Source organism: Streptococcus sp. SM5 (assembly GCF_027497975.1).
Map to the genome: position 1 here is coordinate 122,331 of NZ_JAJNSC010000007.1, position 17,478 is coordinate 139,808.

General features: G+C 35.9%; 19 protein-coding genes. 14 read left to right on the forward strand and 5 right to left on the reverse strand.

The genetic code is table 11. From position 1 onward, the window contains the following. The first annotated feature begins 71 nt into the window (after nucleotides 1–71). The 3 genes from PAN07_RS07245 to PAN07_RS07255 are packed head-to-tail and all read left to right on the forward strand — an operon-like array spanning nucleotide 72 to nucleotide 6,257. Nucleotides 72–1,022, forward strand: a complete 951-nt coding sequence (locus PAN07_RS07245) for a glycosyltransferase family 2 protein (protein WP_269797610.1) — start codon at nucleotides 72–74, stop codon at nucleotides 1,020–1,022. Beyond that, nucleotides 1,012–3,639, forward strand: coding sequence for a YfhO family protein (locus tag PAN07_RS07250; protein WP_269797611.1), 2,628 nt, complete (start codon nucleotides 1,012–1,014; stop codon nucleotides 3,637–3,639). The genes PAN07_RS07245 and PAN07_RS07250 overlap by 11 nt, the downstream gene beginning before the upstream one ends. 20 nt (nucleotides 3,640–3,659) lie before the next feature. Next, entirely contained in the window at nucleotides 3,660–6,257 is a 2,598-nt protein-coding gene (locus PAN07_RS07255; RefSeq protein ID WP_269797612.1) for a YfhO family protein, read from the forward strand. Between the two features lie 121 nt (nucleotides 6,258–6,378). On the opposite strand, the gene ilvD is transcribed toward PAN07_RS07255, so the two are convergent. Then, on the reverse strand, nucleotides 6,379–8,082 hold the full coding sequence (ilvD, locus tag PAN07_RS07260; RefSeq protein ID WP_269797613.1) for a dihydroxy-acid dehydratase: 1,704 nt from the start codon (nucleotides 8,080–8,082) through the stop codon (nucleotides 6,379–6,381). 216 nt (nucleotides 8,083–8,298) lie between these two features. Between ilvD and rpmF the strand changes: the two genes are divergently transcribed. Then, nucleotides 8,299–8,481 carry a 50S ribosomal protein L32 gene (gene rpmF / locus PAN07_RS07265; RefSeq protein ID WP_000290417.1) on the forward strand — a complete coding sequence of 61 codons (183 nt, stop codon included), beginning with the start codon at nucleotides 8,299–8,301 and terminating at the stop codon, nucleotides 8,479–8,481. A gap of 15 nt (nucleotides 8,482–8,496) precedes the next feature. Next, entirely contained in the window at nucleotides 8,497–8,646 is a 150-nt protein-coding gene (gene rpmG, locus PAN07_RS07270) for a 50S ribosomal protein L33 (protein WP_001265622.1), read from the forward strand. A 77-nt stretch (nucleotides 8,647–8,723) separates the two neighbouring features. Here the strand turns inward: rpmG and PAN07_RS07275 are convergent, their stop codons facing one another. Next, entirely contained in the window at nucleotides 8,724–8,909 is a 186-nt protein-coding gene (locus PAN07_RS07275) for a FanG protein (RefSeq protein ID WP_080566886.1), read from the reverse strand. A 28-nt stretch (nucleotides 8,910–8,937) separates the two neighbouring features. On the opposite strand from PAN07_RS07275, the gene PAN07_RS07280 reads away from it, so the two are divergent. The 7 genes from PAN07_RS07280 to PAN07_RS07310 all read left to right on the forward strand — a co-directional run bounded on the left by PAN07_RS07280 (nucleotide 8,938) and on the right by PAN07_RS07310 (nucleotide 12,008). Next, nucleotides 8,938–9,552, forward strand: a complete 615-nt coding sequence (locus PAN07_RS07280) for a CadD family cadmium resistance transporter (protein ID WP_346658449.1) — start codon at nucleotides 8,938–8,940, stop codon at nucleotides 9,550–9,552. An 11-nt stretch (nucleotides 9,553–9,563) separates the two neighbouring features. Next, nucleotides 9,564–9,902, forward strand: a complete 339-nt coding sequence (gene cadX, locus PAN07_RS07285; RefSeq protein ID WP_000711085.1) for a Cd(II)/Zn(II)-sensing metalloregulatory transcriptional regulator CadX — start codon at nucleotides 9,564–9,566, stop codon at nucleotides 9,900–9,902. Nucleotides 9,903–10,085: 183 nt separating this feature from the next. Then, nucleotides 10,086–10,325, forward strand: coding sequence for a GlsB/YeaQ/YmgE family stress response membrane protein (locus PAN07_RS07290; RefSeq protein ID WP_269797614.1), 240 nt, complete (start codon nucleotides 10,086–10,088; stop codon nucleotides 10,323–10,325). 86 nt (nucleotides 10,326–10,411) lie between these two features. Continuing rightward, entirely contained in the window at nucleotides 10,412–10,975 is a 564-nt protein-coding gene (gene amaP, locus PAN07_RS07295; RefSeq protein WP_269797615.1) for an alkaline shock response membrane anchor protein AmaP, read from the forward strand. An 11-nt stretch (nucleotides 10,976–10,986) separates the two neighbouring features. Next, on the forward strand, nucleotides 10,987–11,157 hold the full coding sequence (locus PAN07_RS07300) for a DUF2273 domain-containing protein (protein ID WP_269797616.1): 171 nt from the start codon (nucleotides 10,987–10,989) through the stop codon (nucleotides 11,155–11,157). An 11-nt stretch (nucleotides 11,158–11,168) separates the two neighbouring features. Continuing rightward, entirely contained in the window at nucleotides 11,169–11,765 is a 597-nt protein-coding gene (locus PAN07_RS07305; protein ID WP_269797617.1) for an Asp23/Gls24 family envelope stress response protein, read from the forward strand. Between the two features lie 36 nt (nucleotides 11,766–11,801). Further along, a complete protein-coding gene (locus tag PAN07_RS07310; RefSeq protein ID WP_269797618.1) occupies nucleotides 11,802–12,008 on the forward strand; it encodes a CsbD family protein in 207 nt (68 codons plus the stop codon). Nucleotides 12,009–12,217: 209 nt separating this feature from the next. Here PAN07_RS07310 and PAN07_RS07315 read toward each other — a convergent pair whose 3' ends face one another. Genes PAN07_RS07315 through PAN07_RS07325 form a run of 3 tightly spaced genes read right to left on the reverse strand, consistent with a single transcriptional unit; the run spans nucleotide 12,218 to nucleotide 15,003 of the window. Continuing rightward, nucleotides 12,218–13,030 carry an ABC transporter permease gene (locus PAN07_RS07315; protein WP_269797619.1) on the reverse strand — a complete coding sequence of 271 codons (813 nt, stop codon included), beginning with the start codon at nucleotides 13,028–13,030 and terminating at the stop codon, nucleotides 12,218–12,220. Nucleotide 13,031: 1 nt separating this feature from the next. Then, entirely contained in the window at nucleotides 13,032–14,624 is a 1,593-nt protein-coding gene (locus PAN07_RS07320; RefSeq protein ID WP_269797620.1) for an ATP-binding cassette domain-containing protein, read from the reverse strand. 7 nt (nucleotides 14,625–14,631) lie between these two features. Beyond that, nucleotides 14,632–15,003, reverse strand: coding sequence for a zinc ribbon domain-containing protein (locus PAN07_RS07325; RefSeq protein WP_269797621.1), 372 nt, complete (start codon nucleotides 15,001–15,003; stop codon nucleotides 14,632–14,634). A 202-nt stretch (nucleotides 15,004–15,205) separates the two neighbouring features. Here PAN07_RS07325 and PAN07_RS07330 point away from each other — a divergent pair, with 202 nt between their 5' ends. Together PAN07_RS07330 and PAN07_RS07335 are read left to right on the forward strand one after the other, a co-directional pair. Beyond that, a complete protein-coding gene (locus PAN07_RS07330; RefSeq protein WP_269797622.1) occupies nucleotides 15,206–15,820 on the forward strand; it encodes a DUF624 domain-containing protein in 615 nt (204 codons plus the stop codon). After that, a complete protein-coding gene (locus PAN07_RS07335) occupies nucleotides 15,798–17,471 on the forward strand; it encodes a sensor histidine kinase (protein WP_269797623.1) in 1,674 nt (557 codons plus the stop codon). Before PAN07_RS07330 ends, PAN07_RS07335 begins: the two co-directional genes overlap by 23 nt. Nucleotides 17,472–17,478: the final 7 nt, after the last annotated feature.

The window sequence follows — 17,478 nt, forward strand, 5'->3', positions numbered from 1 at the left end:
TAGCCACTTCCTTCAAAAAAATGTTATTATAGTAGGAGTGAATATAATAAAAAGGATAAGGTAGAATAGATATGAAATTATCTGTGGTAATTCCGTTTTATAACGAAGAAAATATGATTCAGAAAATGTATGATGAATTGGTTAAAGAAATCAATCAAATCACAAAGGCGGAATTTGAAATTATTTTTATTAATGACGGTAGTAAGGATCGCACTTTTGAACGTATGTTAGCCATCGCAGCTGGCGATTCACGTGTTAAATATATCAGCTTCAGTCGAAATTTTGGGAAAGAAGCTGGAACTATTGCAGGACTAGAATACGCAACAGGAGAAGCAGTGATTCTAATGGATGGAGATTTGCAACATCCACCAGCAATGCTTCCACAAATGATTGAAGCTTATGAGCAAGGATACGATGTCGTAAGTGCTCGTCGTACACGTACAGGCGAAAAACCTCACCGTACTTTTTTAGCCAAACATTTTTATAAACTTGCTAATAAAATGATGGATATCGAGCTAATGGACGGAGTCTCTGAATTCCGATTGTTTAGCCGTAAAGTTGTAAACGCCATTATTTCTATGCAAGAATACAATCGTTTTTCTAAAGGGATTTTTGCTTGGATTGGTTTTAACGAAAAAGTTATCGAATATGAAAACCAAGTACGTACAGTCGGTGAAACCAAATACTCATTGAAGTTCTCGTTGAACTATGCGATTCAAGGGATTTTATCATTCAACGATAAACCTCTTCGTATGTGTATTAATTTTGGTTTATTCTGCCTAGTAATTTCATTGGTTTATGTTCTTTGGACCTTTATCCAATACCTCGTAGTACCAGATTCACTCGTGAGTGGATACTTTACTACAATCTTCTCAGTAGTTCTCTTCGGTGGAATTCAATTGATTTCTATTGGGGTACTCGGAGAATACATCGGTAAGATTTATTATGAAGTGAAGAAACGTCCACATTATCTTGTCGACCAAACGAACATTACCGTGAAAGGAGAGCAAAATGACAACTAAGAAAAAAGTCTATCTAGCAAGTTTTATTGCGCCTATGGCCATCATGTTTGTGGTTTGGGCTATTGATGGCTTCTTTCCTTTCGGGACAAAGTCACTCATGGCAGTTGACTTTAATGCTCAGTATATTGGCTTATATGCTTATTTCAAACATTTATTTTTAAATGGCGATTGGAGTAGTTTTTTCTACTCTTTCTCTAAATCCATTGGAGGTGGGATGTTAGGGATTTGGGGCTTCAACTTGTTGAGTCCGTTTAACTTCCTGTTTCTACTATTTTCTGAGGAAAATTTCCAATGGGTGGTGCCTATCGTTATTGCCTTACGTTATGGAGCGATGGGATTAACCATGGCACATTTCTTGGTAAAACGTTATGATGGATTAAAGAACAAAGCCTACTTGGTTCCAATCGTCGCTACCATTTATGCATTAAATGGATTTAATGTTAGCTATCAAATGAACCCAATTTTCTATGATGGAATGGTTATGCTTCCGTTGGTTTTAATTGGGGTTGAACAAGTATTGGATAACAAGTCTCCAAAAGGCTACATTGGCATGCTTGCCTTATCTCTCTTTGTACAATTTTACATGGGTTATATGACCTGCATTTTTGTGGTCATTTATGCTTTGTTCTACATTATTCGTTCAGAGAACTTACGAAATAAAAAAGTTATTCTAACAAGACTGGGTAAATTAGCTGCCGCATCTATACTAGCTGTTGGTATAGTATCAGCTGTTTTGCTCCCAATTCTTATTAGTTTAGTGTCAACAAAGGGTGGTTTACAGAGCTCGCTTAAATTTGAATGGAAGTTACAGATTAACCCGTTTGAAATTTTAGCAAAACTCTTCTTAGGAGCTTTTGATAATACTTCTTGGCCAGCTGGTCCTAACTTGCCGAATATATATGTGGCTAGCTTTGGTATACTAGGAACACTTTATTACTTTATTTCTAGTAAGATTTCCAAATGGAGTAAAATTGCAGCGAGCTTTGTTCTCGTAGTGTTTTTGATTTCTTGTGCCCATGAATTCACAAGTAAGTTGTGGCATATGGGACAAAATCCTGCTGGATTTTTCTATCGCTTCTCATGGATTATTGCTTTCTTTTTAGTTTATTTGGCTTATCTAAGTCTACGAGAAGTGGAGAAATTTACTAAAAGAGAAGCTAGCTTCCTACTGATTAGCGGTACAGTTATCTTTTCTATTGTACAGTTACAACAACATTCTTTCTTAACAGTTTGGCAACGTCTTGCTACTATTTTTATTTTTGTGGCTTTGCTTGCAGCCTTATTCTATCCTAAAGTGAAACACTCTTGTATGATTATTGCTGCTTTGACTGTGGTTGAGTTAACAGCTAATGCAGCGCTTGTTCAATCAAGAGTTGGGTATACAGATGCCTATAAGTATCACGATGCAGTTTTACAATTAAAGGAAGCGATTAATCCAATTAGACCTGACCACAGTGATTTTTACAGAATTAATAAATCATTTAATCTAAGTAAGAATGATCCATTTATGGTGGACTATCCAGGGCTATCGGTCTTCAGTTCCAACTTGGAAAATAGTACACGTGACTTATTTGACCGTTTAGGAAATAACGGAATTAACGCAACGACCTACTATCAAGGAACTCCGTTCCAAGATGCTCTCTTCTCAGTAAAATACCTAGTGACTCCAAAACCGGTGACTAAAGAGGACTATCCTGATACGTCCAAACTGTATGTATTCGGAAACATGGTAACGCGTAAAGATATTACGACAAAAGAACCTGTTTATGAAGCTGCTAGAACAAAGACATTTGAGACAGGTTTGATTTTGCCAATTGCTTACGGTGTTAATGATGAAACGGTGAATCTAAAATTAGAGAACCATCAACCGATTCAAAATCAAAATAAGATAGTACAAGCAATGGGAGCAACGAGCGATTATTATTTAGATATATTAGCAGCAAATGAATTGAAATTGGATAATATGGAAGTTGTAGATCCATCTAAACCGGAAACCTATAGGCGTATTGATTCTTCAAAACCAGGAACGATTACCTATCATTTAGTTCCTCAATCTGCTGAGGATTATTGGGTAGCAATTCCGCAAAAATTATCTCATACAGATAAAAATAAAGTTCGTGTCATGTTAAATGGCAAAAATTATGAATTCCAAGATAAATTCCAACAAACACAGTTCATCCAGATTGCGCATAATTCTGCTGGCCAACCTGTAGATTTAACGATTGAAATTGATTCGGATAATGAGTATAATTTATCTGGATTGCGCTTGGCTCGTTCTAATAGTGCATTAGCAAATCGTATCATTCAAGAACGTCAGCTGCAAGGAATAAAATTAACGCATTGGAATAATCGTAGTTTTAAAGGAACAGTTAATATAACTGATGATAGTACTTGGATGATGACCAGTATTCCATATGAAAAAGGTTGGACTGTTAAAGTAGATGGAAAAGTAGTTGAAACTGCTAAAGTTTGGGATAGCCTGTTGGCATATAAAATTACGCCAGGTGAACATACAATCGAAATCAGTTATTTGCCAAACGGGTTTGTTGCAGGTTTTGTAATTTCAATCTTATCAACCTCTCTTTATGGATTTGCAATTTATAAAAAATGGATTTAATTTAGTAGGAGTAGACTATAATGAAAATTTCAAAAATGAATTTAAAATTTAGTTCGCTATTCTGTGTTCCATTTATGGGTATGTTAGGAGTCTTCCTTTGTTTAGGGTTGACTCCCTTTTCAGAAAAGTCGGTTCAGAATGGAGATTTCTTTTTGCAGTATTTCCCACTCTATATCGGATTACATAAACTATTTTGGAACGGCGATTTTAGCGGTCTGTTTTGGTCCTTCTCTAAATCCCTAGGAGGAGCAATGCCGAGTGTATGGGGCTTTAATAGTTTGAGTCCATTCACATTTTTATACGTAATTTTCCCAATTTCGACCTTTCATATTTTGACTTATGTGATTCCACTTATTCGTTTTGGAGTAATGGGAGTGGCGTTTGGATATTTTCTTGAGAAGAAATATCAGGGTATTAGCAAAAATTATTGGCTTTCATTAGGCTTATCAACATCGTATGCACTTAGTGGATTTATTGTTTCTCAGCATTTCAATCCTAACTTTTTAGATAATCTAGTTTATGTCCCTTTCATTCTTCTTGGTATTGAAGAAATTGTAGAAGGAAAACGATCGTTTAAATTACCTATTTTCCTTGCCGTCAGCTTGATTACGAATTTCTACACAGGCTATATGATGTGCCTTTTTGTGGTCCTCTATACATTCTATGTTGTTTTTTCAAAGAAAGCTTCCTTGAAAGACTACCTATTGTTAATCGGAAGGGTTGCTTTGTTTGCAATGATTGGAATAGGACTAGCAATGTTCTGGCTGCTACCAGTCTTTGGTGCCTTGGTAGAGAGTAAGGCAAGTGCAGGAAGTACATTTGAATGGTCTTCTAAAATCGTAAATGATCTTATAACTTTTCCTCAAAAATTCATTTTAGGTTCTTTTAGTCATAAAGAGTGGGGCGACTCAAAAGCCTTACCTCACCTTTTCATTGGTAGTTTAGGCCTCTTTGGACTGTTTGTTTTCTATGTAAAAAAAGAAATTTCTCTTCGTAGTAAATTATCTGCAACATTTGTTTTGTTAATCTTACTACTTTCCTTCAATATTCAAGGCTTTGATCAGATTTGGCATATGGGGCAACGTCCGGTCGGTTTCTATTTTAGAAATTCTTGGGTTGCAAATGCCTTTATGTTGGTTTTGGCTTCCGAAAGTTTGATGAAGTGGAAAAATAGCTTCCGCTTTAATGAGTTCTTGGTAGCTCTTCTAGGTTTTGGGTCAATTTTATTGTTCTCAATACTTGCTACACTTTCTTATGTAGAAACATCACAGAAAATTCTTGCATTCATTATTTATAGTATCGTTTTATGTGCATTTTTTCTTACAAAGGTGGATTTTTCTCGAAGACTACAAGTAGTTACAGGAGTTGTTATTGTAGAATTACTATTGGGTGCGTTTATTGGACTGAAGAGAGTACCATATTTCTTTTTTAATTCTAGTTTGAAGATTCAAATGGAGTATGCAATTGCTTTTGATGAAGAAGGTTACAGTAAATCAGATCAATTTACACGTATGGAGATGCATAAGGGTTTGTCGCATGCCAATTTCCCGATTGCTCATAATTATAATGGAGCCTCTCACTTTACATCGAGTTTAGAGCATACATTGATTGAAGAATTTAGTCACTTAGGACTTCCTGCCTCTCAATCAATTGTAAACTATACAGGGCGAAATATCATTTTAGATTCTATGTTTGGTTTTTCTCGTTTTATGATGGATGGAGATGAGAAAAGGATCTTTGCGGATGTTCGTGATTTATATACTAAAGAAGGGACGCTCAAGCACTATTTTGTGTATCAAAATCCATATGCTCTTTCCTTGGGTTATCTGACAAATAAGGATCTTGCAACAAATGTAAGTTTTGAAAAGAACAAACCTGTTAATAATTTAAATCAGTTGTTACAAGTTGTGGGGATTTCTGAGAAAGAAGGTCTTAAAGAAGTAAGTGTATCAGAAGCCCATGTTGAAAATTTAACGAAGAATGGAGACAAATATACAATTACGCAAGAGGGTACTCCGGTAAAAATTGAATGGCAATTATCTCTTGAACCCAATAAGTTGTACTTTGTTGAAATTCCAGAAAGACAAGCCGGTTCAGTCATTCAGTCAAAAGTGTTGGTAGATGGATTAAGTTATCCTTATGAAAATCGATTCCGAGAAAATCAACTATGGGTGGCTGGAAATGGCAACTTAAACAAAACGCTCACATTTACAATTGATGAAGGAAAAGCAAAAGAATGGGATCTTCGAGGTTTTAAATTCTATTCAATCGATATACCGACCCTAACCAATGCATTGACTCAGTTTAAAAAAGCAAATGATATCACCATTGATTCTTATTCAAATTCAACGGTGAAAGCTCACGTCAATGTTACAAATAGTGAAGAATCCTTTGCGACCTTTACTATTCCATACCACTCAGGTTGGAGTGTAACAGTAGATGGTCAAAATCAAGAAGTTCAAAAATCTCTTGGTTTCTTTATGGGTGTTTCACTAACTGAAGGAGAACACGAGATTGTATGGAGTTATAGCCCACCAGGGTTAAACACTGGAATAGTGCTTTCAATAACTTCTCTTATCGTGCTCATTTACTTGTGGAAAAAGCAAAAAGTGGAGTAGATAACATGCTTTGTTGCCTATTCCACTAAAAAAGGATGAAGTTCATAAGAACTTCATCCTTTTTGTGTGCCTATTATATTAGACTGTAATAAGGAAATTCTTTATAGAATAATATGAGAGCTTATTTTTTACCAGATTGTTCCATATTCCAAAAGTCTGTAACGGCACCACGTGATGCAGAAGATACGGTATGGGCATATTTACCGAGGACACCACGGCTATAAAGTGGTGGCAAGGTTGTTTCTGCCTTGCGTTTTTCAAGCTCTTCATCGGATACTGCCATGGAAATTTCTTTAGTATCTTGGTCAACCGTAACGATATCTCCTGTACGAAGGTAGGCAATTGGTCCTCCATCCTGAGCTTCAGGAGCGATATGTCCGACAACCAGACCATAAGTTCCACCAGAGAAGCGTCCGTCTGTCAAGAGGGCAACCTTGTCTCCTTGACCTTTACCAACGATCATTGATGAAAGTGATAGCATTTCAGGCATACCAGGACCACCCTTAGGTCCAACGAACCGAACCACGACTACATCGCCATCAACGATTTCATCTGTCAAGACTGCTTGGATAGCATCTTCTTCAGAGTCGAAGACCTTAGCTGGACCAACGTGACGACGAACCTTAACACCTGACACCTTGGCAACTGCACCGTCAGGAGCAAGATTACCGTTCAAGATGATAAGCGGACCGTCCGCACGTTTAGGATTTTCAAGTGGCATGATGACTTTTTGACCTGGAGTAAGATCTGCAAAGTCAGCTAAGTTTTCAGCGACAGTTTTACCAGTACATGTGATGCGGTCTCCATGAAGGAATCCATTCGCCAACAAGTACTTCATAACCGCAGGCACACCACCAACTTCGTAAAGGTCTTGGAAGACATACTGACCAGAAGGTTTCAAATCGGCCAAGTGAGGCACACGTTCTTGGATCGTATTAAAGTCCTCGAGTGACAAGTCAACATTAGCTGCGTGGGCAATAGCAAGCAAGTGAAGAGTGGCATTTGTAGAACCACCCAGAGCCATAGTAACAGTGATTGCATCTTCAAAGGCTTCGCGAGTCAAGATATCTGATGGTTTGATACCAAGTTCAAGCATTTTGACTACAGCACGTCCAGCTGCTTCGATGTCTTCTTTCTTATCAGCAGATTCAGCTGGGTGAGAAGAAGAGCCAGGCAAACTCATACCTAGAACTTCGATAGCAGTCGCCATGGTGTTGGCAGTATACATACCACCACAACCACCAGGTCCAGGGCAGGCGTTACATTCAAGACGTTTGACGTCTTCAGCCGTCATATCACCGTGGTTCCACTTACCGATCCCTTCAAACACAGAAACCAAGTCGATGTCTTTGCCATCCAGTTTTCCAGGGGCGATAGTACCACCGTAAGCGAAAATGGCTGGGATATTCATATTGGCAATGGCAATCATGGAACCAGGCATGTTCTTGTCACAACCCCCGATAGCTACAAAGGCATCTACGTTATGACCACCCATAGCAGCTTCGATTGAGTCTGCGATGATATCACGTGACGTTAGGGAGAAGCGCATACCCGGCGTTCCCATGGCAATCCCGTCGGCTACGGTAATGGTTCCAAACTGCACAGGCCAAGCACCAGCAGATTTGACACCTTCTTTAGCCAATTTCCCAAAGTCATGTAAGTGAATATTACACGGTGTGTTTTCTGCCCAAGTCGAAATCACTCCCACAATCGGTGTTTCAAAGTCCTTATCTGTCATACCAGTCGCACGAAGCATGGCACGGTTAGGTGATTTTACCATGCTGTCATAGATGCTGCTGCGGTGACGTTTATCTAATTCTGTCATTCAAGTCCCTCCCGTTTCAGTTTGTTCCATTATAGCACAATTTTCATATGAATAACAGAAGAAAATTTTTAAATTTTCAGACAATTCAACAGTGTACGATAAAAAAATACAACTTTTTTTGTCAAGTAACTTTACTTTACAAAAAAGTTTTGATATACTATTAAAGTTGATGAAAATCAAACCTAACTGAATTATATCTTAAAAGGAGAAATCAAAATGGCAGTACCTGCACGTCGCACTTCAAAAGCGAAGAAAAACAAACGTCGTACACACTACAAAGTAACAGCTCCATCTGTAAACTTTGACGAAACTACTGGAGATTACTCACGTTCTCACCGTGTATCACTTAAAGGATACTACAAAGGACGTAAGATCGCTAAAGCTGCATCAGCTGAATAATAGAAGGGAGATACCATGCGCGTAAATATTACACTTGAACACAAAGAATCTGGTGAACGCTTGTACCTTACTTCTAAAAACAAACGTAACACTCCAGACCGTCTTCAATTGAAGAAATACTCACCAAAACTTCGCAAACACGTTGTGTTTACAGAAGTGAAGTAAGCATTCAATACGAAACAATACATAAGAAAAACGCTGATTTCAAGCGTTTTTTCTTTTTTCAATTTCAATACATTTCACTATATTTCAGTCCAAACTCTACCTTTTTCTCTACCTTTTTTAGATAAATATATCATCTGGATATTGAAGTTAAGCCCTGCTATCATTTCGATGGCAGGGCTTTTTAATGTTTGGTACACTACCTTCTTATCTATATTTTGATGGAGCTGAAGTTGACATCTACAAAGTTTAATGTTAAAATACATTCAAAAATATATTTGAATGAGGTGTTTTATGGTTCAAAATATTGTTACTTCAATAATCCTGTATTCTGGGACAGCCGTAGACTTACTTATTATCCTAATGTTATTTTTTGCCAAAAGAAAAAGCAGAAAAGACATCATTAACATCTATTTAGGACAATTTCTAGGCTCTGTTAGTCTAATATTGCTAAGTTTACTTTTTGCATTTGTCTTAAATTATATTCCTAGTAAAGAGATTTTAGGTTTGCTCGGTTTGATTCCAATTTTCCTAGGACTCAAAGTTTTGCTTTTAGGAGATTCTGATGGAGAAACTATTGCAAAAGATGGTTTGCGCAAAGATGATAAAAACCTGATTTTTCTAGTCGCTATGATTACTTTTGCAAGTTGTGGTGCTGACAATATTGGTGTTTTTGTCCCATATTTTATTACCTTAAATTTAGCGAATTTGATAGTGGCTTTACTTACTTTTCTAGTCATGATTTATCTCTTGGTTTTTTCTGCACAAAAATTGGCACAAGTCCCTTCTGTTGGAGAAACTTTGGAAAAATATAGCAGATGGTTTATTGCCGTTGTTTATTTAGGATTGGGGATGTATATCCTGATTGAAAACAACAGCTTTAACATACTAAGGACTGTGTTCGGCTAGGAGAAAAAATTATGAAAAAAGATAGTATATGCCAAGTGAATATTATAAATCAACAAAATGTTACAACCGCAACGAACTACCTTGAAAAGGAAAAAGTCCAAAAATCACTTCGTATTTTATCAAAGTTTACCGATAATAAACAGATAAATATCATCTTTTATCTCCTTGCTGTTGAAGAACTCTGTGTCTGTGATATAGCCTGTTTACTAAATCTCAGTATGGCATCTGCCTCCCACCATCTTCGTAAACTAGCCAATCAAAACATCTTGGACACTAGAAGAGAGGGGAAAATTATATATTATTTTATAAAAGATGAGGAAATCAGAGATTTTTTTAATCAACTAGGATAACAACTATTTTTACTACTCTACCATTCACTCTACCTTTTATTATGTAGCATTCTAAAAACATTGATGTACCAATAATTAAAGCATATATTCGTGAGCATACAATTTGTGTGCGCTCTCATATCATGATATACTGAATGTAATCAAAAGACAATTTTTTGATTAAAAGAAGAAAGGAGGCTCATTATGTTGTGGTCCATTATTGTTGGAGGCTTTATCGGTCTCGCTGCAGGAGCAATTACCAAAAAAGGTGGTTCAATGGGAATTATCGCAAATATTTTTGCTGGTTTAATTGGGTCATCCGTCGGCCAATCGCTTTTTGGAACATGGGGACCTTCTCTAGCGGGAATGTCACTTATTCCATCGATTGCTGGTGCGGTGATTGTTGTCGCTGTAGTATCATTCCTTTTGGGTAAAAAAGGTTAACTTTTTACTTAATCATAAACTATAGATTTAAATTTAGTATTGACGGGTAAACCTATAGTTTAGTGCTTTAATTGAAAGGATTTTATATGTCAAAATCAAAGAAAATAGTATTACTTATTTTCTGTATTCTAATATTGACAATTTTCCTTCCTATTTTGATAGATTACCACCAGGTTAGTGATTTAGGGATTCAATTGACTAGCTGGCGACAGACATCATTTGAATATTATCTTGCTAGATATATCTTTTGGGGGCTTCTAGGCCTGTCTATCTTAGTTTTATTATGGATGTTAGTAATCCTGTTTTATCCTAGACAATATCTGGAAATAAAACTTGGAACTAAAGACGATAAATTGAAATTAAAAAATTCAGCTATCGAAGGTTTTGTTCGATGCTTACTGAATGAACATCGCATGATCAAAGATCCCAAAATTCAAGTACATACGAGAAAGAAGAAATGTTTTGTTTATGTAGAAGGTACAGCTGTTCTTTCAGATAACATTGCTAACAAATTTGAACTAGTCCAAAATGAAATAATTCAAGGATTAAAAGAGTTCTTCGGAATTGATCGAGAGGTTAAACTGGAAGTTTCAGTAAAAGAATATGACCCTCAAAAAGCAGCCAAGAAGATTGTTAGTCGTGTAAAGTAAGGAAGTAAAATATGGAATTGTTTAAAAAATACCAATATCCAATTCTATGTGGTATAGCAGGCATTCTTCTAGCTTGCTTCATCTTGTCCTTCGGATTCTTTAAAACACTATTTGTTTTAATTTGTGGGACATTAGGAATTGGATTCGGATACTATATTCAGCAGAATTATTTAAATAAATAAAGGAGTTTTATATGTCAAACGTAGAAAAAAATGTAAATGTAGATACTGAAAAGCAAGATGTAGTTGTTTCTAAAGATGTTCGAGGAGAATTAACTTACGAAAATAAAGTTATTCAAAAAATTATAGGTCTTTCACTAGATAAAGTCCCAGGACTATTACATGTGGATGGCGGCTTCTTCTCAAATCTTACAGAAAAACTCGTCAATACTAACGATGTAACACACGGTGTTAACGTTGAAGTTGGTAAAGAACAAGTAGCAGTTGACTTGAACGTTATTGTGGAATACAGAAAAAACGTTCCAACTCTATATAAGGAAATCAAAGATGTTATCGTATCAGAAGTTGCGAAAATGACTGATCTAGAAGTAGTTGAAGTGAACGTTAATGTTGTTGATATTAAAACTAAAGAACAACATGAAGCAGATTCAGTAAGTCTTCAAGACCGTGTAACTGACGTGGCAGAATCAACAGGTGAGTTTGCGTCAGAACAACTATCTAGAGTGAAAGCTGGAATCGGTTCAGGTGTTGCAGCAGCACAAGAAAAACTTGGTGACGGCGTTGAAACTGTTAAAGATGCTGCAGCCCAAGCTAAACCACGTGTACAATAATTTATAATTTAGAAAAAATAAAAGGAGGACATACATATGTCTACAGAAGAAAAATTCAATCAAGCAGCAGGTGCTATCAAAGAAGGCGTTGGTAAATTGGTAGGCGATAAAGAACTTGAGTTCGAAGGAGCAACAGAAAAAGTTGTTTCTAAAGTTAAAGAAGTTGCTGAAGATGCAAAAGATGCTGTAGAAGGTGTCGTTGAAGGTGTTAAAAATATCCTTCATAAAGACGATGCTAAATAATTAAATTTAGGTAATCTTGCTATTTTTCTTGAAAACACTCCCAGCTAGGGGGTGTTTTTGTCAATGTACATTTATCAGAGACAATATCGCAGCTAACATGGATTGCAATTTTCTAATTTAAACATCTTATAATATAAAATGTAGTAAGAGAAAATCTTACTACATTTTTTGAACTATAAACCTAGTTTACTAAATTAATTCAATCAATATTAACCTCTGGTATCTTTTTCAACTGATTTTAATAGTTTACTTGCAAGATAGGCTAAAAGAATAGAGAAAGCAACTAATAGAATCCAAGCAACTAATAAATTTACTTGTACTTTTGTTGAGGTGCTGAAAAATGATCCTCCCTCTTTAAAGTCAGCTAAGTCTAAAAGCCCATCGAAACTATAACGACTAAGTGTAAAATAAGATAAGAACTGTAAAAAGCCATTTAAGGGGATATTTCCGGCAAAGAGAAATTGAAGGAGAATGACAAAGGGCATTACAGTCATTGCCTTTTCGACATTTTTAACGATTGAAGAGACAAATAGACCTAAAGCATCTGCCGAATAAATGGTTAAAAATATAGTTAGGAAATAGGAGATGAATCGTAAACTATCATTATCCAAGATAGTCTTAAATTCTGAAATCGAGTGGTGATAGAATAAGAATAAAATACTGGAGAAAATAATAGCTTGAATTAGAGAAACAAGGGCTTGGAATAACATGTGAGCGAACATATACGATGACAGATTCATACCCCCTCGGTATTCGTGCTTAATAATATCTCTTTCTTTACAAATCAATGTAATAGAGTTAAAAACCCCTATCCAAATACAAGCACAAACAATAATGAACGAAGTGGATTTCACTTCTGCACCTAAGCCGGTCGAAAATCCGTCTTTTCCTGCTACAATACAAGTAACAAGGGCAATAATAGCAGTACTTATAAAAGAATACCACCCGTTAGAATTTAAAAAATTTCGTTTAAATTTACCCAAATAGATCAAAATTTGTTCTTTATTCGATGCGTAATTCATCTTAATCTCCTCTATATTCTCTATATTTTTCGATGTAGTAATCTGGAGTTTGCTCTACTTCCGATACAACAAGTTCAAGTTGGTTGACATTAAAGAATTTTAGGGTATCTTCTACAGAGCCATAAAAGGCCAGTTTACCGCACGATTCTTCCTCACTTTTAGCGAGAACTAATACTTTATCAAATAATTCTGGTGTTCGATCTGGACTATGTGAGATAACAAAAACAATCTTATTGTCATCTGCGATACTTCTTAAGCTAGCCATAATTGAACGAGCGTTACTGCCATCTACTCCAGAATCTGGTTCATCTAGAACGAATACAACCGGATCTGCGATATACTCAGTAGCAATACTCAATCTTTTTTTCTCTCCGCCGCTTAATTCAGATACCAAGGCCTCTTTTTTCTTTGTTAGTTTGACTGTTTCTAATACTTTTGAAATTTTTTCTTCTAATAAAGCAGAATCCTTGGTAAAGTCTCGTACGAGTTTCATCTCTGCGGCATTTTTTAGAGTCATATAAACACTATCTTTTTCACGATGAAGACTGAATTGGGGTACATTAGCAATCATTCTTCGAACTTTGTCAAATTGATTATAGATGTTTATATTTCCTAATAAGATATCAGCATCCGCTTTTTCTATGCCCATAATTGCATTGATTAGTGTGGTTTTTCCTGCTCCTGAACCACCTAAAATGAGCACGATTTCGCCAGAGGATACTTGAAAGTCAATCTCTGATAATAAAAGCTTCTCTCCTGCGAGACGCTTTCGAATTCGAACAGATAACTGTGTATCTTGTTCAATTCTATTGATATTATCTGCGAGACTCTTTTCTTGACTTTCAGTTAATTCATGTTGAAAAACTAAGGAATTATTATAAACGACGAAGAGTCGATGGTTTATGGATACTAAATCATAGTTATTTAGGTATGTTTTATCCTTAATTAGATGATTATTCAAATAAACCATGTCCCCTAGGGGGTGGACATATATATTCCCATTATCTAGGACTTCAAAATGCTTGTCCACTTTCTCTTCTAGACTTGTGTTGATTTCCTCTTGCTTCCATTCAATATCCTTCTGGTTCATGAGACTAAAAATATAAATAGTATCATCAACACGGAGGTTATCTCGATTATTTAGGTAGTGTTTTTTACCAATATCAATTTTTCTATTGTTTATATAGATGACATCTGTATTACTCTGTAAATAGTAACCAATATGATCTTTTTCTAATGAGATATTCTCATCATCATTCAAAATTTCAGTGATTTCTTTGGTAACAACGCTAGCTTCTTTGAGAACAAAGGTAAATAAGGAAATTGTATGATCTTGAACTTCCTCTCCTTTGTCTAATTTTTCAGAGATAGTTTCTTTTATCCTATCACCTACATGTTTGAAGGTTGATGGCATTTTGAAAGGAATATTTTTATTTTCTTGACCATTGTCTCTATAAATTCTATCGACATACTTTAAGTCCACTTTGGGTTTTGTATTATCTACATGCTCTCCACAAAAAGGACAGAATTTCCAACCGATTCCAATATTTTTGAAACAGCTTGGACATTTTGATCTTACAATATAATCCTTCATTTCGACTCTACTTTACTACTTTTCCACAATTGATGCAAAATTCGAAGCTTTTTGATAGACTTGTTCCGCAATGGGGACAAGAAACCAAATCCTGGCCAGATGAATCAATAGATTTTTGAAGAGAAATCTGTTCTTGAAAGAGCTTAGTGATTTCAGCTATTTCAGTTGAATAGAGAGGATTTTCCTTTATTTCTTCTAAATGTTCTTCAACAAATTTGATGCCTATTAATCTATACAAGTCATTGATTTGATATTGTAGTCCTTGAATTTCCTTTTTCTTGCGAAGGTTTTCTGCATTTTGTTTTCCTTCTGAAATGACAGTACTAGTTGTCTCTTTGACAAGTCTAGCTCCATCTTTCAACTGATCTAAAAAAGCCATTTTTTCTCCTCGACTATGCTTGTTTTAAGTATATATTTCATTTGATTCCAGTATAACACATATGATAATATTATCAAAATTTCTCAATGTTCTAAATTGTAATTTCCATACTGTTATTTTCCAATCTTGGAATCTTGTTCTTATTTTTGAGAGCGCTTGAAATATGTTATAATAGGACTAGATTATTTTTAGGAGGCAAACCGTGGGAAATTTTCTTGAGCTAGTCTTTCATCGTTTCTTTTTAGGAATGATTGTAGCTGCTTATTTCTGGCTATTGACCCTGGCAGGAGGTGTGTTCTTTGGTGTGGCACCAGCTAGCGCAACTATTATGAGTTTATACGCAGAACATGGCTACTCTTATCGTTCTTATCGTTTTAGAGAAACCTGGTCTCTCTATAAGAGCAACTTCATAAAAAGCAACCTGACTTTCTATACATTTTTAATTTTTGGTTTTGTGATTATCTATGGCCTCTATCTTATGATTCAATTGCCAAATCAAACCATTCTACACTTAGCAGCAACTTTTCTAAATTTATTTATCTTAACAATGGTGTTCTTGGCTTATACAGTTTCCTTGAAATTACAGGTTTATTTTGAGTTATCTTACCAAAATACTCTAAAGTTAGCTTTTATTGGAATTTTTATGAGTTTATCTGCCGTGGTTAAAGTGCTATTGGGCAGTGTTTTACTCGGAGTTATTACCTATTACATGCCAGCCCTTTTCTTCTTTGTAGGGATTGGAATGTGGCATTTCTTTATTAGTGATGTATTGGAGCCTGTTTATGAAAGCATTCATGAAAAAATGGCAAGTAAATAAGACAAAACAGTTTCGTCTCCACTCACTTCTTAGAATCTATAGCTTGGTCATGATTGCCATCATTTCCGGTTTTGCTCTATTACTAGCCTATGCAGACTGGGATGCTCGTGAGAAGGAAGCTGATCGAGTAGGTCAGCGGGTTCTAGCAAGGACCATTAGCGAGGTTGAGTACTATTATCGAGAGTCATCTCGTCTTGCTCAGGCTTTGGTAGAGAATCAAGCTAGAATTGAGGGCATTTATAAATACTTTAGCCTCAGTACACCTGATTATTTCTACTGGCAGTTGGAGCGCAAAGCATCGCCCTATATTTCAGTGTCAATTTATGAAAACATCGATGACCTCTATGTTCGTAATGACTTTGTGACGGGGGTTTCGATTGTTTTGCAAGATTCAACGGAGGTCTTTGTATCCAAAAGGGACAACAGAGGTGGATACAAAGTTTTAGCAGAAGATTTTAAGCCGGATGCTGATAGCTTTGCTATCCCTGTATCTGATCCTGTATCTGACCAAGCCTTAGGTGTTATTTATATTTCTATTCAGTCAGAAGTGCTATACAAAGCTGTTGACAATACAAGAGGTACAGTTCCCATAGCTGTAACAATCACCTCACCTTTTGAAACAGACATGTTTCATCTGGGTGAAAAAGGCCCTAATGAAGATTGGCTAGTAGGAATTACCTCTCATGGCTATCAAGTCCAAGTTGCAGTGCCTCAAAGTTATGTCTTGAAGGGGAGTTTAGCAAGTTCAGCTCTTATACTAGGCTTAAGTGCGCTTTTTATCGTTATATTACATATAACTTTGAAAAAAACTTTTTCAGATTATCAAGATCAGGTAGTTGATTTAGTGGATTCGATTCAGGCTATTGCAAAAGGTGAGCAGACCAAGAGAATTGATACGTCTAAAAAGGACCAAGAATTGCTTTTAATTGCTGATACAACAAATGATATGTTGAATCGTCTGGAAAAAAATATCCACGATATTTATCAATTGGAACTTAGTCAGAAGGATGCAAACATGCGAGCTCTCCAAGCTCAGATAAATCCGCACTTTATGTATAACACTCTTGAATTTTTAAGGATGTACGCGGTTATGGAGAGTCAAAATGAACTGGCAGATATTATTTACGAATTTAGCAGCTTACTTCGTAATAATATTTCTGATGAGCGTGAGACTACACTTGAAAAGGAAGTAGAGTTTTGTCGAAAATACAGTTATCTCTGTATGGTTCGCTATCCAAAATCAATTGCCTATGGATTTAAAATTGATCCGAGTATAGAGGAGATGCGGATTCCAAAATTTACCCTACAACCATTGGTGGAAAATTATTTCGCTCATGGAGTGGACCATCGAAGATCCGACAATGTCATTAGTATTAAAGCATTGAAAAAGGATGGATATGTTGAAATTCTAGTGGTGGATAATGGACGTGGGATGTCTGCTGAAAAATTAGCTGAAATTAAAGTTAAATTAGCCAAACGAACTTTCGAACTTAATGAGGATTATAGTAGCGGACGGAAGTCTATCGGTATTGTCAATGTACATGAGCGATTTGTACTTTACTTTGGGGAACGCTACCAGATTAGTGTAGAATCTGGTGAACAAGAAGGCGTACAATATCGAATCACCATTCAAGATGAGGAGAAAGGTTAAAGATTAA